Here is a 23,808-nt window from a genome sequence, read left to right as displayed (position 1 = left end):
GCGGGGGGGGGGGGGGGGGGGGGGGGTGGGGGGGGGGAGGCCCCGCCCCCCCCCCCCCCCCCCCCCTGCCGCCAGCCGCGCAGGCTACCACGCCCGGATGCCGGACTGAAGCCGCTATCCAACGAAAAAGAGAAAGAACGAAAAAGCCGCCTTCGCCCTACTCCAGACCGAAGAAGCGGCGGGCATTGTCGCCGCAGAGCTGCCAGAGCTCTTCCGGGGACACGCCGCGCGCCTCGGCCATCTGGCGCACGGTAAAGACGGTGAAGGCCGGTTCGTTGCGCTTGCCGCGCCACGGCACCGGGGAAAGATAAGGACTGTCGGTCTCCAGCAGCAGGCGGTCGTCGGGGATGACGGCCACGGCCTCGCGCAGGGCCGCATTGGCCGGATAGCTCACCGGACCGGGGATGGAGATGTGCCAGCCGTTGCGCACGATGCGCCGCGCCAGTGCCGGAGCGCCGCCGAAGCAGTGCCAGAGCAGGGGATAGTCCACAAAGCCGCGCCCTTCCAGCAGGGCAAGCGTCTCCTCTTCGGCGTTGCGGCAATGGATGACCACGGGTCTTTCCAGCTCGCGGGCCAGATCGAGCTGCTGGAGGAAGGCCTGATACTGCAATTCCTTCGGGCAGTCGTCCCAATAAAAATCAAGACCGATCTCCCCCACGGCGCGCAGGCGCGGCTCGTCGGCAAAGGCCCGCCGCATGAGCTCCAGCGCGGCCTTGTCGCACGTCTGTCCTTCGCAGGGATGGATGCCCAGCACGAAAAAGACTTCGGGATGGGCGTCGAACACGCGCTTCTGTTCGGCAAAGGCCGCCGGTTCCAGGAAGATGTTGCCGATGCGGGCCACCCCGCAGGCGGCCGCCCGCGCGAGCACTTCCTCGCGGTCGGCGTCGAACTCGCCGCCGGCAAGGTGGGCATGGCTGTCCACGCCCACGCGCGGCAGGCTCAGGGTCAACGGGTCCGTGCGCTGTACTTTCTTGTGAGACATTCTTTCCTCTCCCTCGGCTTGTGCTGCCCAGTGGTAGCAGGGCGCGGCACGACTGGCAAGCGGGACCGCGACCGCCGGAAAAACAGCGCCGGACGGACATTGCATACGGTGGATATTCGGCGTATGGTGTGCGCGCCGTATGCAGGGCGCGCAACAGGGACATCCTGACCGCGCTCCCGAGACGGCATGGCGTTCCCGGCCCGGCGCTTTTGCCGCGGGCGGACGGGAAACGCACGCGCGGCGGACGGGCCCGGCCCCGTCGTCGTTCGGCATCGGCCGGGAAAAGATTTTGGGAAAGGGTAAGGGGGAAAGGCGGCCCGTTTGCCAAAGGGCCCCTCCCCCGCCCGGACGCCGCGACGGCGGGCCGTCGGCGGCATGGACCTCTCCGCGGAGTGTGGGCATGTCCTTGTTTGTTCTGGCAATAGGTCTTTTGGGCGTTGCGGCCGTCGCGCTCCTGGTGCTGGCCGGATTGCCGCCTTCGATGCGCGTGACGCGACTGGCCAATGTGCTGGGACCGGGCTGCGTCGTGGCGGCCTGTGGTCTGGGGCTGGCCGGCGTCTTCAGCGGGCCGTGGGAACTGATCCTCCAGTTCAGCCTGACCTGGGGGCTGCCGCTGGGCGAGTTCTCCCTCGGGCTTGATCCCCTCACCCGCCTGTTCCTGCTGCCGGTGTTCGGGCTGGGAGCCGTCTGCGCCCTTTCCGGCGGCCTCTCCTTGCGCAAGACCCGGCCGGAGGAGCACAATCTGGCGGCGCACTGGTTCTTCTATGTGCTGCTGGTGGCGGGCATGGCCGTGGTGCTGGCCGCGCGGGATGCGGTGCTTTTCCTCATCGCCTGGGAAGTGATGTCCCTCGCGCCCTTCTTCCTCATCGACTTTGACGACAGCGACCGCAAGGTGCGGGACGCCGCCTGGATCTATCTGGTGGCGGCGCATCTGGGGGCCGTGCTGCTCATCGCCTATTTCGCCCTGCTCTGGCAGGTGGGCGGCAGCACGGATTTCGCGGTGCTGGCCGCGCAGGAACATTCCAGTTACACGTCCGCCCTCTTCCTGCTGGGACTGCTGGGCTTCGGGGCCAAATCCGGCATCGCGCCCATGCATGTCTGGATGCCGGAAGCCTATCCGGCGGCCCCCGGCCATGTGGCGGGCCTCCAGTCCGGGGCCATGATCAACGCGGGCCTCTACGGCATCCTGCGGGGATTCGATTTCCTGGGCCAGCCGGTGGACGCGCCCCTCTGGTGGGGCTGGTGCATCCTGGTGCTGGGGCTGGCCACGGCGCTCATGGGCATCCTCAAGGCGCTGGCGCAGAGTAACCTCAAGCGCCTGCTGGCCTATTCCAGCGTGGAGAATGTGGGAATCATGCTGGTGGGCATCGGCGCGGGCGTGCTGGGCGCGGCCAGCGGTCATCCGTGGATCGCCACGCTGGGCTTTGCGGGTATGCTCTTCCACATGCTCAACCATTCCGCCTTCAAGGGCCTGCTCTTCCTCTGCGCCGGAGAGGTGCAACAGGCCACGGGCACCGTGGCCATGAACCGTCTGGGCGGCCTGCAGAAGCGCCTGCCGCTGGTGGGCGGGCTATTCCTGCTGGGCGCGGCCTCCATCGCCTGCCTGCCCCCCTTCAACGGTTTTGCCGGGGAATTCGTGCTGGCGCTCTCCCTGCTGGACGGCGCGAGCCTGCCCACGGTGGAGCTGCAGCTCGGCCTGCTGCTCTCGCTGGTCATCCTGGGTCTGGTGAGCGGCTTGGCGCTGGCCGCCTACACCAAGGCTTACGGCATCACCTTCCTGGGTGACGCGCGCAGCGAGGCGGCACAACATCCCCATGTGGCGGGCTGGCGCTCGCTCTGGCCGCTCCTCTTCCCGGCGGCGGCCTGCGTGGGCGGCGGCCTGCTGGCCGGACGCTGCTTCGAGCTGGTGGCCCCCACGGCCCAGATCGCGGCCCATCTGCCGCCGCTGGCCGAACTTTCCGGAGCGCGCGCCGTCAATGAGGTGGGGCACATCCTGGACATCATCGCCGCCGTCGGCGGCGCGGTCGTCCTGCTGACGGCCATTCTGCTGCTCGTCCGCTGCCGTCTGCTGCGGCGGCGGCCCGTGGAGTGCCGTGAGACCTGGGGCTGCGGCTACCAGTTCGGCACGCCGCGCATCCAGTATACCGAGGCCTCCTATTCCGAGCCGCTGGGTCGCCTGTTCGGCTCGGTCATGGGCCTCAAGATCACGGAAAAGGGCGGGGGCGGCCTCTTCCCCGGCAGGGCCTCGCTGACCATCTCCGCGCCGGATCGCGTGCGCACCAGCCTGTTCACGCCGCTTTTCGAGGCCGTCGAACGCCTGTGCAATGCGTTGAAGATCGTGCAGCACGGCAAGATCTATCTTTACATCCTGTATATCCTCGTCACCCTTGTGGCCCTGCTCATCTGGGGGATGCACGCATGAGTCCGCTCGTCGCCTACCTTGTCCAGTTCGTGCTGGCGCTGCTGCTGGCTCCGCTGCTGCCGGGCATCATCAACCGCGTCAAGGCCAAGTTCGCCGGACGGCACGGCAAGCCCCTGCTCCAGCTTTATTTCGACATCTTCAAGCTGTTGCGCAAGGGCGAGGTCATCAGCCGCAGCGCCAGCTTCGTGCTCTCGCTCGGCCCGGCGGTCTCCCTGGCCACGGCGCTCTGCGCGCTGGCCCTGCTGCCGCTGGGCGGCGTCACCTCGCCGCTGGCCTTTCAGGGGGATTTCCTGCTGGCCGCCTACCTGCTGGGGCTGGGACGCTTTGCCGTCATCCTCGCGGCGCTGGATACGGGTTCCTCCTTTGAAGGTATGGGCGCGAGCCGCGAGGCCACCTTTTCCGCGCTGGCCGAACCTGTGCTCTTCTGCTGTCTGCTGGCCCTGGCCTGCGTGGGCGGGGCGCTGCATCTGGAAAACCACCTGTCCCTCTCCGGTATGCTGGGCGGACGCCCCGGCACGGAATGGCTGCTGGGCCGCTCCGAACTGCTCTTCGTGCCGGTGGTGCTCTTTGTGCTGCTGCTGGTGGAAAACTGCCGCATCCCGGTGGACGACCCCAACACGCATCTTGAGCTGACCATGATCCACGAAGTCATGATCCTGGATCATTCCGGGCCGAATCTTGCCTTCATCCTGTACGGTTCCGCGCTCAAGCTCTGGTTCTTCGCGGCCCTGCCCGCAGGCATACTGATACCCGACCTCTCTCCCTGGTGGGCGCAGGCCCTCTGCTGGCTGGCGACCATCCTGCTCATGGCCGTGCTGGTGGGCGTGGTGGAGTCGGTCATGGCCCGCCTGCGCATGTATTCCGTCCCCCGCCTGCTGGGCGGCGCGGGCGTGCTGGCCGCTCTGGCCCTGATCCTGACCCAGATCCGCTGACGAGGTTGCCATGACCGGTCTCCTGCAACTGCTGCTCCTTGTGCTGACGTTGAACAACCTCGCTCTGCTGGGCGTGGACCGCCTGCGCAGCCTCATCCGGCTCATCACTCTCCAGGGCGTGCTGCTGGCCGGCGTGCTGCTGGCGCTGGACCACATCCTGCTCGCGCCCGCCGTGCTGATCATCAAGGGGGGCATCCTGCCCTATCTGCTCAACCGCACCCGGCGGCGCATCGGGGCGGAACCGCACCTGCGGCCCCGCTTCGGCTACGGCTGGGCCGTGCTGGCGGGCATGGGGGGACTGCTCTTCTCCTTCTGGCTGGAAGGCCGCCTGCCCATGCCGCCCGGCCTCTTTCCTCCGCTGCTGCTGCCCGCGGCCCTGACCACGCTTTTCTGCGGACTGGTGCTGGTGGTGGGGCGCGTCACCGCGCTTTCGCAGGTCATGGGCTATCTGGTGGCGGAAAACGGCATCTTCCTGCTGGGCATCCCGCTCATGAGCGCCGGGGCCATCTGGTTCGAGCTGACCCTGCTGCTGGACATCTTTGTGGCGGTATTCGTGATGGGCATCGCCATCAATCACATCAGCGACACCTTTGAGTCCATCGACGTCAACCGCTTCCACAATCTCCGGGACTAGTGCCGCCGGACGGAGACTGCCATGCTAGAGGTTCTCTTTCTTTTTCCGCTGTGCGCGGGCCTGCTGACCCTGCTGCTGCCGTCCCGCACCGTACGGCGCGGCCTGCTCCTGCTGGTGGCCGTCACGCATCTTGTCCTGAGCCTGCTCACCCTGCTGGCCGTGGGACGCGGACAGACGCCCTCCGCCTTCTTCGGCCTGATGGAGCCGGACGCCGTGGGCGTGCTCTTCCTGACGCTGGCCAGCACGCTGTTCTGCGCGGCGAGCTGGTACGGCGTGGGCTATCTGCGCGACGAGGCCCTCAAGGGCGAACGTACGGGCTTTCAGGACGGCCATCCCTTCACCAATGCCCCGGAACGCCGCTTCACCGCCTGTCTCTGCTTCTTTCTGGCGGCCATGACGCTGGTCACCACCACCCGCCATCTGGGCGCGCTCTGGATGGGCATAGAAGGCACGACCCTGGCCAGCGCGCCGCTCATCTATTTCCACCGGCATCAGCAATCGCTGGAAGCCACCTGGAAATACCTCATCATCTGCTCCGTGGGCATCGCGCTGGCCCTGATCGGCAACCTGCTGCTGTCCATCGGTTTCTACCGGCCCGGCCTCGTCATGGAAGAGGGACTGGATCAGGTGGGCATCTTCGTGGATATGGCGCGGGAAGTGCGGGCGAGCGGCTTCTACGGCGTGCAGTCGCCCTGGCTCCAGGCGGCCTTCGTCTTTCTGCTGGTGGGCTACGGCACGAAAATGGGGCTCGCTCCCCTGCACAACTGGTTGCCGGACGCCCACAGTCAGGCCCCGTCCCTCGTGTCCGGCCTGCTGTCCGGGGCCCTGCTCAACTGCGCCCTTCTGGGCATCCTGCGCGGCCATCAGATCATGCTGGCGGCTGGGTTGGGCGACTTCAGCGGCGGCCTGCTGGTCTTTTTCGGCATCGTCTCCCTGTTCACGGCGGCCACCTTCATCGTGGGACAGGGGCACTACAAGCGTCTGCTGGCCTATTCCAGCGTGGAGCACATGGGCATCCTTGCCCTCGGCATCGGGCTGGGCGGCTCGGCGGTCTTCGGGGCCATGTTCCATGCGGTGGGACATTCGCTGACCAAGTGTATGCTCTTCCTGCTGGCCGGCAACATCCTGACCCGCTACCATACCCTGTCCAGCTACGACGTACGCGGCCTGCGCTGGACCATGCCCATGACCGGCGCGCTCTGGACGGCGGGCTTCCTGGCTATCGTGGGTTCGCCGCCGTTCGGCCTGTTCGTCAGTGAATTCCTCATCCTCAAGGGCATTCTCAGTCAGGGCCGCTGGCTGGTGGCCACCTGCTATCTGCTGGCGCTGGCCGTCATCTTTGTGGGCATGTCCATCCCGGTGCTGCGTATGGTGCAGGGCACACGCCCGCGCGACATGCAGCGCGCCGAACCGGAAAGCGCTTGCAGCGTCCTGCCGCCGCTCTGCCTGGGCGTGCTGGTGCTCTGCCTCGGCGTCTATACGCCCGTCTGGCTTGAAAACATCCTGCGCCGCGCGGCCGCGCTCATAGGAGGCTAGAACCATGGTCCTTGACTACGAGCAATCCGTTGCCCTGGCCGACGTGCCCGTCATGCCCGTGGAGGGCCTGCGGCGGGAAGTGCTGGAACAGGTCCGCGACGGCGGACGGCTGCTGGCCTTGTTCGGTCTGCCCGACGACGGAGGGACGGGCCTCTGCGCCATCGTCGCCCACAGCGGGGAACGCTCCCTGCGGGTGATGCGCACCGCTCCGCTGACGCGGTACGCCTCCCTGACGCCCGACTGTCCGCAGGCGCATCTTTTCGAGCGCGAACTCTGGGAACAGTGGGACATCCACCCGGAGGGGCATCCGTGGCTCAAGCCCGTGCGCTTCGTGCCGCACGGCTGCCTGACCGCCACGCCCGGCGAGCGGCCCGGCCCGGCCCAGCTCACCCATTACCGCGTGGACGGCGAGGAAGTGCACGAGGTGGCCGTGGGCCCGGTACATGCCGGGGTCATCGAGCCGGGGCATTTCCGTTTCCAGTGTTACGGCGAGAACGTCATGCACCTCGAGATCAGTCTCGGTTTCCAGCACCGGGACGTGGAGCGCCGCCTGCTGGGCGGTCCGCATCCCGCTCATGCGCGCCTCATGGAATGCGTGGCCGGCGATACCAGTATCGGACACGCCACGGCCTTTGCCACCCTGCTGGAACGGCTGGCGGGCGTCACCGTACCGGAGCGCGCCAACCGACTGCGGCGTCTGGGACTGGAGCTGGAACGGCTGGCCAACCATACCGGCGATCTGGGAGCCATCGCCGGGGATACAGGCTTTTTGCCCACCTCGGCCTGGAACGGACGCATACGCGGAGATTTCCTCAATCTGACGGCGGAGATCTGCGGCAATCGCTTCGGGCGCAACTGGGTCTGCCCCGGCGGCGTATCGGCGGATGTGGATGCCGACCTGTGCGCCCGCCTTTTCGATCGTCTGCGCCACTGCTGGCGGGACGTACGGGAAGCGGTGAAGGTCATGTTCGCGTCGGCCAGCGTCATGGACAGGCTGGAGGAGACCGGCGAGATCAGCGCCGATACAGCCCGCACGCTGGGTCTTGTGGGCGTGGCGGCACGAGCCTGCGGTCTGGCCCGCGACGCGCGTTTCGACGCGCCCCTTTCCTGCCTGCCGCTCTGCGAGACGCAGATCCGGGTGGAAAAGGGCGGTGACGTGCTTTCCCGCGCCCGCGTCCGCAGCCGGGAACTGGCCGATTCGGTGGATCTGGCCTGTACCGACATACAAGCGCTTTCCCATTCCGAGGGAGCCATTTGCCAGCCGTTGCCGGACCGCCTGCCCGCCGGGCGGCTGGCCGTGGCGCAGGTGGAAGGCTGGCGCGGGGAGATCTGCCATGTGGGGATCACCGATGCACAGGGGCGGCTGGCCTGCTACAAGATCTACGATCCTTCGTTCCACAATTGGGCCGGACTGGAAGCGGCCCTGCGCGGCCAGCAGATCTCGGACTTCCCCCTGTGCAACAAGAGTTTCAACCTCTCCTACTGCGGCCATGACCTGTAGGAGCTGTCAGGGGGAATGCAGGCTATTTTGGGGGGAAGGTGAACCCCTCGCTCCGCTGTCGATGCCTGTAAGGCTCCTGCGTCGCGCCGGGCATATTACCATAAATTTTACAACTAGTTTACTAAAATAAGAAAAGTCATCCGTACAAACTCCCCTTGCCCTTGAGACGGGCTTGCCTCGCTCCCTGTGCCTTTTCTTGATAAAAGCGCGCTGGGGAAGGGATGGGGCTTGGGGGGAAGGGGAATACGGCTCCGCCGCTTTTGTACAACCTTTTTCAACCCTCACGTTCTTCAAGGCGGTACGCCAATGCTGCATATCATCAAAGAACGCCTGCACCAGAAATACCGCACGCTGGACTACCCCCGCGTGCAGCCGGGATTGCCCGCCCGCTATCCGGGACGCCCGGAGATCCTTGCCGTGTCCTGCGGCGACTGTCACGCCTGCGCGGACGCCTGCCCCACCGGGGCCATCCGCCTGCTCTCGCCGGATGCCCCCGGCCCCGGCGGCGCGGACAGCGGCCCGGCGCTGGACATGGGACGCTGCCTTTTCTGCGGGGCCTGCGCACGGGCCTGCCCGCAGGGAGGCATCCGCTTTACCGGCGACCATCATCTGGCGACCTTTTGCCGGGAGGATCTTATCCTGACCCGCGTGCCCCGTCCGCTGACGCCGCCACGCCGCTCCGGCCGTCTCTTTGCCCGCTCGCTCAAGCTGCGTCAGGTCAGCGCCGGGGGCTGCAATGCCTGTGAGGCGGACATCAACGTGCTGGGCACTCTCGTGTATGACCTCGGCAAGTTCGGCATCGACATGGTGGCCTCGCCCCGCCACGCCGACGGGCTTGCCGTGACCGGGCCGGTCAGCCGCAACATGCGGGAAGGGTTGCTGGCGACCTTCGGCGCGACGCCGCAACCGAGACTGGTGGTGGCCGTGGGCAGTTGCGCCATCTCCGGCGGTCTGTTCCGGGACAATGAGGAATGCGGCAACGGTCTGGAAGAGCTGCTGCCGGTGGATGTCTTCGTGCCGGGCTGTCCGCCCCACCCGTGGAGCATCCTGGACGGCCTTTTGCGGGCCAGGACGGATACGGCCAGCTGGACGGCCTGAACTCCCCGGATGTCGGGAGACTGACACCGCTAAAAGACACGGCGAAATCCGCCCCGAGCTTCCGTCGATCACGGCGTCAGACAAACGTCGGACGAGTCCGACGAAAAACGGCAGGCGCTTTTCGCCGTTGAAAACGGCATGATGCGAGCCGGCGGGCCCAGACCCAGCGGGAATACCACGTTTTTCCCGCGAAACGTCAGGCCGTATGGCTTGGATGGCGCAGCGCTTCTAGAGCGGATTCGCATTGAAATCGTGTCCTATTTCCATGCTGGCGCTGCCCTCACACTACGGAAAAAGCGAGGTTTTTCCGTGTGTTCGGTTACGGGTAGTCGCTCTCGCGACTACCAGAGCAATCCACATTTTCAATGTGGAATTGCTCTAACAGAAAATGCTCTCCTGGATACGAAAAAAGGCTGTGGAGGAAACCTCCGCAGCCTTTTTCTCAGCGAAACCTGTCAGGGCATTCTGAAAAAGCCGTTCTCCCCACGTCTCTATCCGACTCCATCCCGCCGTCATGCGGCATCCTCTCCCTTACGGGGAAAACCTGCCGCCAAGGATGGCTTCGGCAAGGAACGCCCTGCTTAGACGAGGTAATCGCCTCGGTTGAACTTGATCTTTTCCGTGGTGGTCAAGATCTCCAGCTCGTTGAGCAGGGAATCGAAACCGGGATTCTGGCCGCGCAGACTCGACGTGTCCTTACGCAGGTTGGAGACCGTCGTGTCTATGCCCTCGAGCAGGGCATAGGCATCACGCAGGGACGACTCGGCACGGGAGGAACCGAGCGCCTGAGTGTAGGAATCCCAGAGATCCAGCGCGCCGGAAGCCTGGGAAAAAGCTTCCTCGAAAACGGCTTCATCCGGCGTCGACGCGGAAGTTTCTTCCGTGTCGCCCAGCAGCATCCGGCTGATGAGACCGGCACGATTGGCTCCCGGCATGGGGGGCATGGCCGCCGTGCCGGCAGTTTCGCTCATGCCCAGTTCCTGAGCCAAAGCCGCTTCAAATGCGCCATTGTCGCCGCCGGTGCGGCGGATCGCCGCCTGCTCCTGCTGCTGCAGCAACGCTTCGACTGATGTGTTGTTAACCTTCATGGTCGCCTCCAGGGTTGGCGTTCGCCCAAGTTTTCTGCAATAAGCGTTCCAGAGGGAAAAGCGGCGTTTTTTTCCCAGTGCCGGACCGGCAGACGGCAGGACTTGTCTAACGCCGGAAAAGACTCTACTATAAAACCACAAGAAGATGAAGCCGTCACGGCCGGTTCCGGCACGGCCGGGACAGCTCTCCCACGAAAGAGCCGGAATGGGCACTGGAGCATATCATGAAGGAAATCAAGAAGATTCTCTGCGCTGTCGACCTTTCCGACCACAGCAGGTCCGTGGCCGAATACGCCACCATGCTTGCCAAGGGCCTTGGCGCCAGCATCATCGTCGTGTACACGGCCCCCTCGCTGAGCCAGTATGTGGGTTTCCATGTGCCGCCGAATACTATCGAGAACTTCGTGGGCGAGATTGTTTCCGGGGCCGAAAAGTCCATGGAAGCCTTCGTGGCGGAAAATTTCGTGGGTGTGGAAGCCAAGGGCCATGTGCTCATCGGTTATGCCGCTGAAGAGATCCTGAGCCGCGCCGAAGAGGAAAAGGTGGACCTCATCGTCATGGGCACCCACGGCCGCAAGGGCATCGACCGCATCCTGTTCGGCTCCGTGGCCGAAAAGGTGGTCAAGAACGCCTCCATGCCGGTGCTGACCATCCGCCCGACCGACGAAGAAGAATAGTTCTTGCCTTCATGGGCGCGACCTCACGGTCGCGCCCTTTTTTTGTCCGCTTTTTCCGGCTGCATGGGAGCCAAGATGTATACATCCCCCGTTCGAGAGGCCATTCTGGGCCTGAAGGCCTACGTCCCCGGCAAATCCATTGCCGAAATCAAGGAAAAATACGGTCTGACGCAAGTCATCAAGATGGCCAGCAACGAGAACCCGCTGGGGACCTCCCCGCTGGTCTGCGAGGCCGTGCAGCGTGCCGCCGCGTCGAGCTTCCGCTACCCGCAGGGCGGCAACCCGCGCCTGACGGCCGCTCTCGGTCGCTGGCACAAGGTTGCGCCGGAGCGCATCGTGGTCGGGAACGGTTCGGATGAGATCATCGACCTGCTGCTGCGTGTGCTGCTCGTGCCGGGCAAGCATTCGCTGGCCTGCTTCTCGCCGTGTTTCTCCATCTATCCCATACAGGGGCACATCTGCGGGGTCGAGGTGCGCCGTCAGCCGCTGCGCGAGGATTTCAGCTTCGATTTCGAGGCCCTGCTCTCCCTTGTGGACGACAGCACCCGCCTCGTATTCGTGACCACGCCGGACAATCCCTCCGGCTACTGTCCCCCGCGCGCGGAGGTGGAGCATCTGGCCGCCGAACTGGCCCGGCGCGCCCCGGACTGCCTGCTGGTGGTGGACGAGGCGTACATGGACTTCGTGGAGGACGGCGAGGCGGACGAACGCCAGTCCTCCCTGCTGGCCGGGGGCTGCCTGCCGGACAACGTCGCCATCCTGCGCACCTTCTCCAAGAGCTGGGGACTGGCCGGGCTGCGGCTGGGCTATGCCGTCCTGCCCGAAGCGCTGGCCCAGTACTGCTGGCGGGCCAGGCTGCCGTTCTCCGTCAATCTGCTGGCCGAAGAGGCCGGTCTGGCCGCCCTTGAGGACATGGCCTTTCGGGAGGCCACCCTGCGCACGGTACGGGAAGGACGGCAGTACCTCAGCCGTGAGCTTGCCGCTGCAGGCTGCACCGTCTGGCCCAGCGCGGCCAATTTCGTCATGTTCCGCCTGCCGGAAGGAGCGGAAGCCTCGGCCTGCGTGGACGCGCTGCTGCGCGGCGGCCTGATCATCCGCCCGCTCAACAGCTATGACCTGCCGCAACATCTGCGCGTCAGCGTCGGCACGCCCGAAGAGAATGCCCGCTTCATCTCTCTGCTGCGCGACTTTTTGGGAGAGAGCCGATGACCTCCGCTCCGCTGCCCGTGGTGACGCTGGACGGCCCGGCGGGCGTCGGCAAGACGACGCTGGCCCGCCGCATGGCCGAGAGCCTCGGTATCGCCTATCTGGATACCGGGGCCATGTTCCGCTGCCTGGCCCTGCGGCTGGGGGACGGAGCCGACGCGTGGGAAGAGGATCGCCTGCAAACCGCCTGCGCCGCTCACGTCTTTTCGCTGGAAGGCAACGGCTCCGCCACGCGCATCTGCTGCAACGGCGTGCCGGTGCGCGGCGAGATCCGCACCGAGGAGGTCGGTATGCTGGCCGCCCGGCTGGGACAGGTGCCGCTGGTGCGCGCCTACCTGCGCGACGCGCAGCGCCGCCTGGCCGGACAACGGCCGCTGGTGGTGGAAGGGCGCGACATGGGGACGGTGGTCTTTCCCACGGCCCGCTTCAAGTTCTTTCTGGACGCCAGCCCCGAAGTCCGGGCCCTGCGCCGCCTGCGTGATCTGGAAGCGCGCGGACAGTCGGCGGATCTGGCCGAGCTGACGGAGCAGATCCGCAAGCGGGACGCCATGGACAGGAACCGCCCCATTGCCCCGCTGCGAGCCGCGCCGGATGCCGTGGTGGTGGACACCTCCACGCTGGACATCGAAGGCGTGCTGGGGGCCTTGCTGCACGTCGTGAGCGTGCACGGCGGCGCCGCCCTGCTGCACGCCGACGGCGATGGGCAGTAACGCCGTCCGCAAGGTATCGCGTCCGGCCTTCCGTTTGGAACGCTTGGCGTTACAATCCGCACGGCCTGTCGTTTCGCGGGAAAAGCGCGTTTTTTTCCGCTTGTTTTTTGCTGGGCGGCGCTGTGCCGCCGCCTCGACTTTTGCCGTTTTCACAGGCAAAATGTTTTAGAGCAATCCACATTGAAAATGTGGATTGCTCTGGTAGTCGCGGGAGCGACTACCCGCAACCGAACACACGGAAAAACCACGCTTTTTCCGTAGTGTGAGTGAAGCGCCAGCATTGAAATTGGACACGATTTCAATGCGACTCCGCTCTAGCGTCCGACCAGAGGGGGCCCCGGCCATGCCGGGGCCCCCTTTTTCGTGCCAGAAGATCTCGCATGGCAGACCGGGCGAAGCTCTCCCGCCACTGGGCAGAAGGTGCCGGTCCGTCTGGAGCCGGGGCTGTCCCCGTCGTGAGATCCTTCCTCTTTTTTGAAAAAATTCAGCAGGTTCCTATCGGAAAATTTTGCCTCGCGGAAAAAAATGCCCAACAAGAACCCCTCCCAAAACCGCCAAGTGTCAAAAAAATGGACGGCATTTTTTTCCCAAAAAATGACTGTGTTTTTCAGTCCCCCCGGAATAGCGGGATAATTTTCTTTTGGCACGAGACATGCATTTAAAGGGCGTTCGTAGCGAATCAGACGCAATCAGCCTTTTCAGGACGAGGAGCACATGGAAAATCAGCTTGATTACGAGATCAACAAAGAACTGGGCGAATGCTACCTGTTCATGGGAAACTATGACGAAGCGGAGAAATACTACCGCAAGGCGCTGACCGAAAATCCGCAGATTTCCGCTCCTTTCATGGGTCTGGCGACCATCGCCGTGCAGCGCGGCGAACTGGACAACGCGCTGGTGCTCTACAAAAAGGCGGCTTCCGTCGAGCCGGACAGCAAAGCCTACTGCGGCATGGGCCTCGTGCTCATGGAGCAGGGCAAGGCGCAGGAAGCCTTTGACGCCTTCGCCAAATCGCTGGACATGGCCAAGGACGGCATCGTGGCCCTCAACGGCATGGTGCGCACGGCCTATGCCGCCGGTTGCGTGGAAAAGGCTGTCCCCTATCTCCAGGCGGCCATCGAAGCCGATATGCAGGCTGAAGCCATGCGCGTCACGCTGGCCGGCTGCTTCATCTCCCTCGATCGCAAGGATGAAGCGCGCGAGCTCCTGCAGAAAGTGCTGACCGACAACCCCGAAAACGAGAGCGCCCGCTCCCTTCTCGAGACACTGAGCGCCTAGCATCCTCGTGATGCCGAGCGCCGTACATACTCCCCTCCCCACACGATTTCCCGGCCTTTGGATTGGCTGAAGGCCGGGAAATCTCTTTTTTTTTCGGCAGACGGCCCTGCCGCCCCGCGGCTGTCGCCGCCTCCTGCCCAAATCCGCGCTGCGTAGAGAGCGCCCAGACGGCACGGCCGCAGCGCGCAAAGGATCTCCCATGCCCCGCAAAGCCTTTGCCCTGGGGAACCGCTGGCTCATTTTCTATCTTGCCTTTCTCAGCGCCTTTGCTCCCCTTTCCACAGACATGTACCTCCCGGCCCTGCCCAGCATGGCGGCCTCGCTCCATACGACGGACGCTCTGTCCAGCCTGAGCATCAGCTGCTTCCTCCTGCTCTTCGCCCTTTCCATGCTGTTCTGGGGGCCATACAGCGACAAGGCCGGACGGCGGCGCGTGCTGCTGCTCGGGGCCGCGCTCTATGTCGTCTCCAGCGTGGCCATCGCCCTGTCGTCCTCCATCGAGAGCCTGTTGTTCTGGCGGGGCGTACAGGCTGTGGGCAGCGGCGGCATCAGCGCCATGTCCCTGGCCATCGTCAAGGACGTGCTGCGCGGGCCGGTCATGGCGCGGGTCATCACCTGGATACAGACCATCACCATCCTGGCTCCCATGCTGGCGCCGGTCATCGGCGGCCTGTTGCTGACCTTCACCTCCTGGCGCGGCATATTCGTCTGCCTGACGGCCTGCGGCCTGCTGGCCGGGGGCGGCGCGCTGCTGCTGCGGGAAACGCTCCTCGTGCGGACGGAGGGCGGTCTGGGTCGGATGATGGGACGTATCGGCTATGTGCTGCGCCAACGCGGTTTCCGCAGCCTGCTGCTGATCTTTTCCGCCGTCTGTATGCCCTTCATGGCCTTTCTGGCGGTCTCCTCCTACATCTATCAGGGGCTCTTCGGCCTGTCGCCCCAGACCTACAGCCTCTTTTTCGCCATCAATGCCGGCATGAGCCTGCTGGGCCCCCTGTGCTATGGGCGCTGGTTCGCGGACTGGCCCCTGCGCCGTCTCTTCACCGTCTTTCTGGGCCTCATTGTCCTCTCCGGCCTGGGCCTGCTGTGCATGGGCCGCTGGCATCCCGTCATCTTCGCGCTCTGGTGCGCGCCCATCAGCTTCTGCTCCAGCGCCACCCGGCCGCCCTCCACCGTGCTCATGCTCAACCAGCTTTCCACGGATACCGGCACCATGACGGCGCTCATCAACAGCGGCGGCCTGCTCTTCGGCAGCGCCTCCATGTTCCTCTGCGGCCTGTCCTTCTGGCCGGACAGCGTGGCGGCCATGGGCGGCATGGCCTGTCTGGCCGGGCTGGGCACGCTGCTCGGCTGGCTCTGGGTGGACAGCCGCGGCCTTTACCGCAAACATGCCTGATGTCGGATCAGAAAAACATGTGCCGTCCGAAAAAACATTTTTCGGACGGCACACGATGGAGCTTTCTCAGTTGGGAGCGCTTCACGCCTCAAACCTTGCGGTCTGACGTTACGCGGGAAGCGTGGTTTTCCCGCTCGATCTGGGCCGGGCGGCGCTGTGACGCCGCCTCGCCTTTTGCTTTTCAACGGCAAAAGGCTCTAAATATCCACAGGCGCGGGCTTATCCTGCGCGGCCGGCTTCTGCGTCTTGCCGGAAGGAGCGGCGGCCTTGCCCAGCGCATACTTGCGGGCCGTATCCTCCAGAACGGCCTGCCCCACCACCTGCCAGTTCTCGCCCTGCTTGCGCAGCGCCAGCCAGGAGGTCATGCCCGTGGGCGTGGTGACGGAAGCCACGGCGGCCGTCTCGTCGATCTTCACCATCTTCGCCTTCTTGAGCGATTCCGGCACCCACGGACAGTCCGGCGTCTCGGCCTGCCGACAGTCGGCCATAAGTTCGCCCGTGCTGACGCCCCGGTTGAAATGCTGGCGCAGATCGTTCTCCACATCCACGATGCTGTTGAGCATCTTGTCCACTCCGCCGATGCCGAGACGGCGTCCCAGAGAGTCCAGCATGTTGAGTCCCCGGCTTTCCTGCGTCATGTTGCTGATCTCATTGGCGGAAAAGCTTTTCAGATCCACATTGGCCATGAAGGCGGCGCTGTCGTTGGCGCTCAGGGCATCCGCCAGCGCGCCGAGCGTCTTTTCCGGACCGGAGGTCATGCAGGCAGCCAGCACCAGGGCGCTCAGCGCCGGGACCAGGACCCTGGCGCGACGATGAAAGAAGGACATAAGGCACTCCTTGGGTATGCTCCCCTCGTCATGAGGGGAGACGGCTTGTGTGCAGGCTAGCACAGGCCGCAGGGATTGCAAGGCCCGGCAGGGCGCCCGTCCCCGACGGTCCCGGCGGCGGGCGGGGACGGGCGGGGCTTTTTTTCCCCGCCGCTCTCTGCTACAAGGGGGACATGCCGACAGTCCGCCTGTCGCGGACATGGGACGGCACTCAACGGAGGCACAATGAAAGTCATCATCATGTGCGGCGGCAAGGGAACGCGCCTGCGCGAAGAAACGGCCATCAAACCCAAACCCATGGTGGAGATCGGCGGACGCCCGGTGCTCTGGCACATCATGTCCATTTATGCCCGCTTCGGCTACAAGGACTTCATCCTGCCGCTCGGCTACAAGGGCGAAGTCATCAAGCAGTATTTCCATGATTACAATATCCGCAACACGGATTTTACCGTGGACCTCAAGAACGGCGACATCACGGCCCATCCCACGGAGATCGTGGACTGGCGCGTGACCCTCTGCGACACCGGGCAGGAGACCCTCAAGGGCGGACGCCTCAAACGCGTGGCCCGGCATATCGACGGCGACCGTTTCATGGTGACCTACGGGGACGGCGTGGCGGATATCGACCTTGACAAGCTCGTGGAATTCCACAAGCAGTCCGGCACCATCGGCACCTTCACCGGCGTGCGTATGCCTTCCCGTTTCGGCACGGTCCGTACGGACGAGAACGGCAAGATCCTCTCCTGGGAAGAAAAGCCCGTCCTCGACGAATACATCAACTGCGGCTTCTTCGTCTTCAAGCGGGAGTTCCTCGACTACCTCAGCGAGGACGAATCCTGCGACCTGGAAAAGGAGCCTCTGCAACGGCTGGCGGCCGAAGGGCAGCTCTCCATGTATCCGCACCCCGGACAGTGGCAGTGCATGGATACCTTGCGGGATTCCCTCAAGCTCAATGAACTCTGGGATTCGGGCAAGGCGTTCTGGATCTGACGCCGCAGGCGGCCCTGCCGTCCTGTCCCTTCCCCGGACATCTACCGGCCTGCCGTGTGCCACCGCGTGCGGCAGGCCGTCGCGTACGACGCAAAGGATCGACATGTTTGCCAATTGCTACAAGGGGCGCCGGGTCTTCATAACCGGCCACACCGGCTTCAAGGGTTCCTGGCTTGCCGCCTGGCTGATCAGTCTCGGCGCGGAAGTGGCGGGCTTTGCCGATGGCGTGCCCACCACCCCCTCCCACTTTGAAGCCGCCCGCCTTGCCGAACACATGCGGGACTATCGCGGCGACATCCGCGATAGGGACGCCGTCAGCCGCGCCCTGCAAGAATTCCGGCCGGAGGTGGTCTTCCATCTGGCGGCTCAGCCGCTGGTGCGCCTCTCCTACGACAAACCGGCGCTGACCTTTGAAGCCAACATGATGGGCACGCTCAACGTGCTGGAAGGTCTGCGGCAATGTCCGTCCGTGGCCGCCGCGGTCTTCATCACCTCGGACAAATGCTACCGCAATGACGAATGGGTCTGGGGCTATCGCGAGACCGACCACCTCGGCGGCTACGATCCCTATTCCGCCTCCAAGGGCTGCGCGGAGATCATCGCCCATTCCTACTTCCAGAGCTTTTTCGGCAGCGAAGGCCCGGCCTGCGCCACCACACGGGCGGGCAACGTCATCGGCGGCGGGGACTGGGCGCTGGACCGCATCGTGCCGGACTGCGCCCGCGCCTGGGCGGACGGACGGGCGGTGCGCATCCGCAGCCCCTGGGCCACGCGCCCGTGGCAGCTCGTGCTGGAACCGCTTTCCGGTTATCTGTGGCTGGGGGCCCATCTGCTGGGCCTGCGCGAAGGCCCCTTTGCCGTACGCGGTCAGGCCTACAACTTCGGCCCCGCCGCGGATGTCAACAATACCGTGGCCGAAGTGGTGGCGGCCCTCGCGACCCACTGGCCCGGCTTCGTGAGCGAGACCGATCCGCAGGCGCAGGCGGGCGTCAAGGAATGCACCCTGCTCAAGCTCTGCTGCGACAAGGCCCTCGCTCATCTGGGCTGGAAAGCCACCCTTGATTTTGAGGAGACCATCCGCTTCACCGCTGAATGGTACCATCGCTTCTATCGCGGCGAGGGCGGCAAGCAGGCCGGGGCCTCCCTGCTCGACTTCAGCCTCGGACAGATCGCGGCCTATTGCAATGCCGCCGAGCAGCGGCAGCAACTCTGGGCAAGGTAGGTCGGCCATGCCTCCGGTCATCACGCTTTCCACCTCCGCACCGGCCGACGATACCCCGCGCGGCATCGGCATCGACGGCGCCTGGCTGCTGCCGCTGCGCATCATCGATACGCCGGGCGGCGCTGTGCTGCACATGCTCAAGGCGGCTGCGCCCCTGCGCCCCGGCTGTCCCTGCCCGGATGCTCCGGCAGCCGACGAGCGTCTGCATCTGGGAGAAGTCTACTTCTCCGAAGTGCTCCCCGGCCACATCAAGGGATGGAAACGCCACAGCCGCCAGACCCAGCACTTTGCCGTACCCAGTGGACGCATGGCCCTGACGCTCTATGACGACCGGGCCCAGTCGCCCACGCAGGGCGTGCTTTGCCGTCTGGAGCTGGGGCGCCCCGATGCCTATGCCCTGCTGCGCATACCTCCGGGCGTCTGGTACGCCTTTGCCGCCGTGGGGGATGCGCCCGCCCTGCTCTGCAACGGAGCGGACATGCCGCACGACCCTGCCGAAAGCGAGACCGCGCCGCTGGACTCGCCGCACATCCCTTATACCTGGAAATGAAGCCGCCTGCGGCCCTTCCTCAGCCGCAGACTGAGCACTGACGCGGATAAAGCAGAGGGCGGCACAGAGCCGCCCCAAAATGAGCGGAATGACCGCATTTTTTCCGCGAAACACCAGGCCGGATAGTTTGGACCGCAAAGCGTTTCAAACTGAAAATGCTCAAAAAGAACGCCCGTACCGCTGAGGGACGGGCGTTCAACTATATTTGTGCGGAGAGCAGGCGACGCGGTGGCCCGTCAACGCGGTCGTATGGTCTTCTCCGTGGCCGTGACGCCGTTCCCCGCCAGCTTATGGTCATTGCGTACCAGCAAGTAGCGAGCATTCTCCCAGATGACGGGGCCTACTTCCGCTTCCAGGCGCGCACGGTCCTGCGGGCGTTCGCTCAGGAGATAGTCCGGATCCGTGGACAGGGCCACGTCGATATAGGCCGTCGGTGAGGTTTTGAGCGCGGCCTCGATGCGTTCCCACTGATGCAGCGGAGCGATGCCCTTGGCATAATACAACAGGCAGGCATCCTTCCAGCCGTATGTCAGGGGGCGCAACGCATTATAGCGGATGGCCTGATCCTCACCCGGGAAGAAAAGGCTCTCGCCGGGCCGGGTATGCTCGCTGACGGCCTTTACCATCTCCGCCCGCCGCAGCAATGGGCCGTACGCCGCCTCATAGCGCTCCGCATCGAGCCGGTTCCAGTACCAGGCAAGGGCGCTGCGCGCCAGATCCTGCTGGCCGCCGCAGAAAAAGCCGATCACCAGCCCGAGGCAGCACAGACACGCGGCCGTCCGCTGCCAGAAAGGACGTCCCGCCTGCATGGCCACCCGTCGCCACAGGATGTTGGCCCCCAGAAAGATGAGGCACATGGCAAAAAACGGCAGGAAGCGGTGGACCCGCACGAGGTCGAACTCCAGATGCATACGGCCCAGCGCCCGGGAGAGCTCCTGATCCAGCACGAACAGGAGGATCACCACATAGACGCCCGCTACCCAGAGCCAGATATGCTTGCCGAAAAGCTTCTCGCGCGGCGTGCCGTGGCGAAAGATCAGCCATGTGGCCCCCAGCGCCAGAGGGATGACCGGCAACAGGGTGTACTGACGCAGGAACTTGCCCATGCCGTAAAGATATTCGGCATATTCGATGTCAAAACGCGTCCTCAGGATATGATCCATGAACGCCACATCTTCCGGGCCGAGCCTGACGCCCGAGGCGTGCGTGTAGGTCAGGGCATAGGGCGTCATGACGGCAAGGAAGCAGCCGCCCGTGGCCAGCAGACGCGCCAGATGGCGCCAGAGGGGACAGCCCTGCGGACGACTGGCGGCAAAGCCCAGCCACAGGCCCGCCGCCACCGGTAACGCGCTGATGGAATGCACATAGACGAGCCCGCCCAGCGCGGCCATGAAGAGCGGCCACCAGCGCGGCTTGTCCAGGATGGGGAAATAGACGCAAAGGAGCAGAGCATACAGGGCATTGAACAGGCTGCGCGGCGTATAATCGACGTAGCCCGCGCCCCAGTAGGTCCCCCAGGGCGTCCAGTAACACAGGCCCATGAGTATGGTGAAGATGAGCGCCTTCCAGCGTTCCCGGAAAAAGAGGATGCCCAGGAGATAGAAGGCGATGTAATGCAGGAATACGCTCAGGCCGGTCACCTGCAGATAGGCGATGCCGTAATTGCCGTCATCCGACGCCAGCCAGTCCACGAGCTGCACCAGCGGCGTCACATGGGTGAGGTACTGGCTTTCCACGCCGTAGACGAAGTCATGCGCGAATTTTTCGGGATGGCCGTAGGCAGCGGCGATGGAAGCGTACATGGCCGAATCGGTGGAGAGCCATACGCCGTCGATGGAAGCGCCCATCCTGCCGTAATGCAGCAGCACGGCAAAGAGCAGGATCCCCAGCGCCACCGCGAGATCACATCGTGTCGTCTTGTTCATATATCCTCCGCCGCTCTCGCCGGCCGGGCCGTTTCCGTCCAGAAGCCCCGGCTGCTGTTGAGCAGGAGCGCCGCCAGCGCGGCGGGGAGGAAGTGCAGAGCATGTGTATACAACGCGATCCCCAGCGCGGCGCTTTGCTCCACGCCGAACCAGGAAAGACTGAGCACCATGGCCCCTTCAAAGACCCCCAGGCCGCCCGGCGAGGAAGGGATGGCCATGCCCAGACACGTCACGGCAAAGACCGTGAGCATCTGTGCACCGTCGAGGGGCAGCCCCGCCACCAGACGGAGCGATATGACGAAGCTGGCGAAATAACAGCTCCAGATGCACAGGGAAAGCAGGAAACCGCCCACCAGGCGGGGAAGCGAGATGCCGTCTATGAGCTGATCATGCAGACGGGCGCAGAGCGTGGCCATGCGGCCCGGAAAGAAACGGGCATACGCGGCATGGAACCATGCCGACCAGCAGCGAAGGCAGAAAAAGAGACAGCCGCCGCCCAGCACGAGCAGCAGCGGCAGGAGCAGACGCTGTCCTGTGCCCAGCAGCGTATAGGCCAGCAAGGCCACGCAAAGCAGGGACAGGACATCGAGCAGCCGCTCCCAGAGCACGATGGAGCTGATGTCGAGCAGGGGCCTGCCGGTCTTTCGGGCAAGGAAAAAGACCTTCATGGCGTCCCCGGCCTTGGCGGGCAGGATGTTGTTATAGCCCACGCACAGCAGCACGGCCTTGAGACTCAGGCCGTACGGGACGCTCCCCGGCAGCAGGTTGTGCAGGCGCAGCCCCATGCAGGCATAGTCCAGCGCCACCGCACACAGGGAAAGCCCCACGGCCCAGAGCGCATAGCCGCGCAGCGCGGCCCAGAGCAGCGGCAGGTCCACCCCCGCCAGAGCATAGATCAGGGCTGCCAGACTGACGGATGTCTGCAGAAGGAAAAATAGTCCGCGACGGGAAAGGAGCGTCGTCAGGATCTTTGGTCTACTCATGGCGTCTCGCGTCATCCGGCCTCGCTGATGCATCTCCTGGAACGGCCCGCGAGCGCACGAGAGCTTTCACGGATACAGCCGCTCGCCGCGGCTGCGGCAGCCGCACGTCCCCGCGGGGAGCCTTCCGTCAGCGCTGTGCCCGGCGCAGCACGCTTTCCGTGCTGGGGGTATGCCGTACTTCGAGCAGCACCTGATAGGCGAACAGCCCCGGCAATACTTTGGCCAGCAGACGGTTCACGGCCATGAGCCCCCGGGAAAGCAGGTTATTGCCCAAGGCGCGCGGATAAGGAGCCGCCATGATCCGCTTGCGGACGACCCTGTATCCGGCATAGCGCATGAGCCGGGCCAGCGAAGCGATGGTAAAGAGGCGCTTGTGCGACAGCGCGAGGATGCCGCGCCGTCCGTAATTGAACTGGCCGAACAGCAGCATGAGGCGCGTGATGAAAAATCCCACGTTGGCGCTGCCCGCGATGAGGATGGCCCCCGGGTTGTCCGTCAGACGCTCCCGCAATCTGGCCAGGAAGTCTTCCGCCGAATCGCGCTGTTCCAGCACGTCCAGCGCCACCACATAATCCAGCTTTTCCCACGGCGCATCGGGCAGTTCCCTGTCCAGATCCACGGTAGCCGGACAACTGATGACCGTGCAGCCCTTTTCCTGACGCAGATGTGCCGACAACTCCATGTCCGAACAGCCCAGATCGAGCACGAGACTGCCGGGCCGGATGCTGTCGGCCACGGCTTTCCCGGTGGACGGGAAGGAAAAGGTGCTCACCTTGCGGGCCACTTCCGTTTGCGGGAAGAAAAATTTGGGATCGTAGAACAGGCCCATGCGGATGAGACGCCCCTTGAGACTGGTCAGCATGACATCCCAGGCGTAGCGCAGGCCGTTCACATGGCAGACTTCGTCCCCGTAATGCGTCGGGATGGGCAGCTCCACGATATTGCCGCCGGAAAAGACCACCTGCATGATGATCTCCGTATCGAAATCAAAATCATTGGTGTCCAGTTCCAGCGGCAGGGCCGCCAACATGCTCACACGGTAGACGCGATACCCCGTATGGAACTCCGAGAGCCGTGTGCCGAGCAGTCGGTTCTGCAAGGTCGTCAGCACCATGTTGCCCACAAACTTGTAATAGGGCATCCCCCCCTTGAGGGCATCCCGCTTGTGCAGCATACGCGACCCGAATACCGCGTCCACCTGCGCTTCCTTGCGGGTGAAGGGTTCCAGCAGCTGCGGCAGACATTCCGGCGCGTACTGCCCGTCGCCGTGCACCATGGCCACCACGTCAAAGCCCTGCTCCGCCGCGTAGCGGTAGCCGACCTTCTGATTGCCGCCGTATCCCTGATTCACCGGATTGCGCAGGGCCTCCCCCGGACACCAGAACGTCTCCAGACGTTCCCTGGCGCGCTGCCAGGTGGCGTCGCGGCCGCAGTCGTCGATGACCAGCACCCGCACATCATAGGTATGCTCCAGCTCGCGCGGGATACGATCAAGCACGCTGGCGATCGTTTTTTCCGCATTGTAGGCCAGGATGAAAATAAGGACTCGGAGACGCTCTTGCATATCGATATTCGGGGCTGACCTTGCCAAGGCCAGCGTGTTGACTGCTTTACCCAATGCTCTGTTCCATTGGACGCTTCGTATGGATATCTCCCGGAGCGTCATGCGATCTCTTCAGGCCCCGGGAAAACTATTCAGGCCTGTGCCGGAAAGCCCTGGAAGCAGCTGTATGTCTGATGCCAAAATCCTTCTGCCGTACGACCACGAGCTTCTCCTTCGGCAACTACCCGAAAGGCTCGCTCCGCCCCAAAACAGCCGTATTCCCGGCCATGCGAGTGCGACGCCAGCTC

General features: G+C 64.5%; 20 protein-coding genes. 14 read left to right on the top strand and 6 right to left on the bottom strand.

Features of this window, described 5'->3' with window-relative positions:
• Nucleotides 1-157: 157 nt before the first annotated feature.
• The gene (locus tag Q0K00_RS03020) at nucleotides 158-982 is read right to left on the bottom strand and encodes a TatD family hydrolase (protein ID WP_297227275.1); all 825 of its coding nucleotides are present in this window, start codon (nucleotides 980-982) and stop codon (nucleotides 158-160) included.
• A 400-nt stretch (nucleotides 983-1,382) separates the two neighbouring features.
• Here Q0K00_RS03020 and Q0K00_RS03015 point away from each other — a divergent pair, with 400 nt between their 5' ends.
• The 6 genes from Q0K00_RS03015 (at nucleotide 1,383) to Q0K00_RS02990 (ending at nucleotide 9,105) form a co-directional block, all read left to right on the top strand.
• Entirely contained in the window at nucleotides 1,383-3,404 is a 2,022-nt protein-coding gene (locus Q0K00_RS03015; RefSeq protein ID WP_297227273.1) for a proton-conducting transporter membrane subunit, read from the top strand.
• Nucleotides 3,401-4,336, top strand: a complete 936-nt coding sequence (locus tag Q0K00_RS03010) for an NADH-quinone oxidoreductase subunit H (RefSeq protein WP_297227271.1) — start codon at nucleotides 3,401-3,403, stop codon at nucleotides 4,334-4,336. Before Q0K00_RS03015 ends, Q0K00_RS03010 begins: the two co-directional genes overlap by 4 nt.
• A gap of 10 nt (nucleotides 4,337-4,346) precedes the next feature.
• The gene (locus Q0K00_RS03005) at nucleotides 4,347-4,970 is read left to right on the top strand and encodes a hydrogenase-4 component E (protein WP_297227269.1); all 624 of its coding nucleotides are present in this window, start codon (nucleotides 4,347-4,349) and stop codon (nucleotides 4,968-4,970) included.
• 21 nt (nucleotides 4,971-4,991) lie between these two features.
• Complete coding sequence (locus tag Q0K00_RS03000; RefSeq protein ID WP_297227267.1) at nucleotides 4,992-6,506, top strand: proton-conducting transporter membrane subunit; 1,515 nt, start codon at nucleotides 4,992-4,994, stop codon at nucleotides 6,504-6,506.
• Between the two features lie 4 nt (nucleotides 6,507-6,510).
• The gene (locus Q0K00_RS02995) at nucleotides 6,511-8,007 is read left to right on the top strand and encodes an NADH-quinone oxidoreductase subunit C (RefSeq protein WP_297227265.1); all 1,497 of its coding nucleotides are present in this window, start codon (nucleotides 6,511-6,513) and stop codon (nucleotides 8,005-8,007) included.
• Nucleotides 8,008-8,313: 306 nt separating this feature from the next.
• Nucleotides 8,314-9,105 carry a 4Fe-4S dicluster domain-containing protein gene (locus tag Q0K00_RS02990; RefSeq protein WP_297227263.1) on the top strand — a complete coding sequence of 264 codons (792 nt, stop codon included), beginning with the start codon at nucleotides 8,314-8,316 and terminating at the stop codon, nucleotides 9,103-9,105.
• A gap of 581 nt (nucleotides 9,106-9,686) precedes the next feature.
• Here Q0K00_RS02990 and Q0K00_RS02985 read toward each other — a convergent pair.
• Nucleotides 9,687-10,193 carry a hypothetical protein gene (locus tag Q0K00_RS02985; RefSeq protein ID WP_297227261.1) on the bottom strand — a complete coding sequence of 169 codons (507 nt, stop codon included), beginning with the start codon at nucleotides 10,191-10,193 and terminating at the stop codon, nucleotides 9,687-9,689.
• A gap of 224 nt (nucleotides 10,194-10,417) precedes the next feature.
• Between Q0K00_RS02985 and Q0K00_RS02980 the strand changes: the two genes are divergently transcribed.
• The 5 genes from Q0K00_RS02980 (at nucleotide 10,418) to Q0K00_RS02960 (ending at nucleotide 15,460) form a co-directional block, all read left to right on the top strand.
• Nucleotides 10,418-10,870, top strand: coding sequence for a universal stress protein (locus Q0K00_RS02980; RefSeq protein ID WP_297227259.1), 453 nt, complete (start codon nucleotides 10,418-10,420; stop codon nucleotides 10,868-10,870).
• 75 nt (nucleotides 10,871-10,945) lie between these two features.
• Entirely contained in the window at nucleotides 10,946-12,079 is a 1,134-nt protein-coding gene (gene hisC / locus Q0K00_RS02975; RefSeq protein ID WP_297227257.1) for a histidinol-phosphate transaminase, read from the top strand.
• A complete protein-coding gene (cmk, locus tag Q0K00_RS02970) occupies nucleotides 12,076-12,786 on the top strand; it encodes a (d)CMP kinase (RefSeq protein ID WP_297227255.1) in 711 nt (236 codons plus the stop codon). Before hisC ends, cmk begins: the two co-directional genes overlap by 4 nt.
• 714 nt (nucleotides 12,787-13,500) lie before the next feature.
• Nucleotides 13,501-14,064, top strand: a complete 564-nt coding sequence (locus tag Q0K00_RS02965; protein ID WP_297227253.1) for a tetratricopeptide repeat protein — start codon at nucleotides 13,501-13,503, stop codon at nucleotides 14,062-14,064.
• A gap of 199 nt (nucleotides 14,065-14,263) precedes the next feature.
• Nucleotides 14,264-15,460, top strand: a complete 1,197-nt coding sequence (locus Q0K00_RS02960) for an MFS transporter (protein ID WP_297227251.1) — start codon at nucleotides 14,264-14,266, stop codon at nucleotides 15,458-15,460.
• A 197-nt stretch (nucleotides 15,461-15,657) separates the two neighbouring features.
• Here the strand turns inward: Q0K00_RS02960 and Q0K00_RS02955 are convergent, their stop codons facing one another.
• Nucleotides 15,658-16,287 (bottom strand): hypothetical protein, encoded by a 630-nt coding sequence (locus tag Q0K00_RS02955; protein ID WP_297227249.1) that lies wholly within the window; start codon nucleotides 16,285-16,287, stop codon nucleotides 15,658-15,660.
• A gap of 225 nt (nucleotides 16,288-16,512) precedes the next feature.
• Between Q0K00_RS02955 and rfbF the strand changes: the two genes are divergently transcribed.
• The 3 genes from rfbF to Q0K00_RS02940 all read left to right on the top strand — a co-directional run bounded on the left by rfbF (nucleotide 16,513) and on the right by Q0K00_RS02940 (nucleotide 19,049).
• Nucleotides 16,513-17,277 carry a glucose-1-phosphate cytidylyltransferase gene (gene rfbF, locus Q0K00_RS02950; protein WP_297227247.1) on the top strand — a complete coding sequence of 255 codons (765 nt, stop codon included), beginning with the start codon at nucleotides 16,513-16,515 and terminating at the stop codon, nucleotides 17,275-17,277.
• A gap of 103 nt (nucleotides 17,278-17,380) precedes the next feature.
• Entirely contained in the window at nucleotides 17,381-18,499 is a 1,119-nt protein-coding gene (gene rfbG / locus Q0K00_RS02945) for a CDP-glucose 4,6-dehydratase (RefSeq protein WP_297227245.1), read from the top strand.
• A 7-nt stretch (nucleotides 18,500-18,506) separates the two neighbouring features.
• Nucleotides 18,507-19,049 carry a dTDP-4-dehydrorhamnose 3,5-epimerase gene (locus tag Q0K00_RS02940; RefSeq protein ID WP_297227243.1) on the top strand — a complete coding sequence of 181 codons (543 nt, stop codon included), beginning with the start codon at nucleotides 18,507-18,509 and terminating at the stop codon, nucleotides 19,047-19,049.
• Nucleotides 19,050-19,285: 236 nt separating this feature from the next.
• On the opposite strand, the gene Q0K00_RS02935 is transcribed toward Q0K00_RS02940, so the two are convergent.
• The 3 genes from Q0K00_RS02935 to Q0K00_RS02925 all read right to left on the bottom strand — a co-directional run bounded on the left by Q0K00_RS02935 (nucleotide 19,286) and on the right by Q0K00_RS02925 (nucleotide 23,521).
• Nucleotides 19,286-20,974: a hypothetical protein gene (locus Q0K00_RS02935; protein ID WP_297227241.1), complete on the bottom strand. Its 1,689-nt coding sequence runs from the start codon at nucleotides 20,972-20,974 to the stop codon at nucleotides 19,286-19,288.
• Nucleotides 20,971-21,957 (bottom strand): lysylphosphatidylglycerol synthase transmembrane domain-containing protein, encoded by a 987-nt coding sequence (locus tag Q0K00_RS02930; RefSeq protein WP_297227239.1) that lies wholly within the window; start codon nucleotides 21,955-21,957, stop codon nucleotides 20,971-20,973. The genes Q0K00_RS02935 and Q0K00_RS02930 overlap by 4 nt, the downstream gene beginning before the upstream one ends.
• A gap of 127 nt (nucleotides 21,958-22,084) precedes the next feature.
• Nucleotides 22,085-23,521 (bottom strand): glycosyltransferase, encoded by a 1,437-nt coding sequence (locus Q0K00_RS02925; protein WP_297227237.1) that lies wholly within the window; start codon nucleotides 23,519-23,521, stop codon nucleotides 22,085-22,087.
• Nucleotides 23,522-23,808 lie beyond the last annotated feature (287 nt).

The sequence above is a fragment of the uncultured Desulfovibrio sp. genome, assembly GCF_944327235.1.
Classification (GTDB): Bacteria; Desulfobacterota; Desulfovibrionia; order Desulfovibrionales; family Desulfovibrionaceae; genus Desulfovibrio.
The sequence above is the reverse complement of the archived record's forward strand: the minus strand, read 5'-3'. Positions and strand labels throughout refer to the sequence as shown.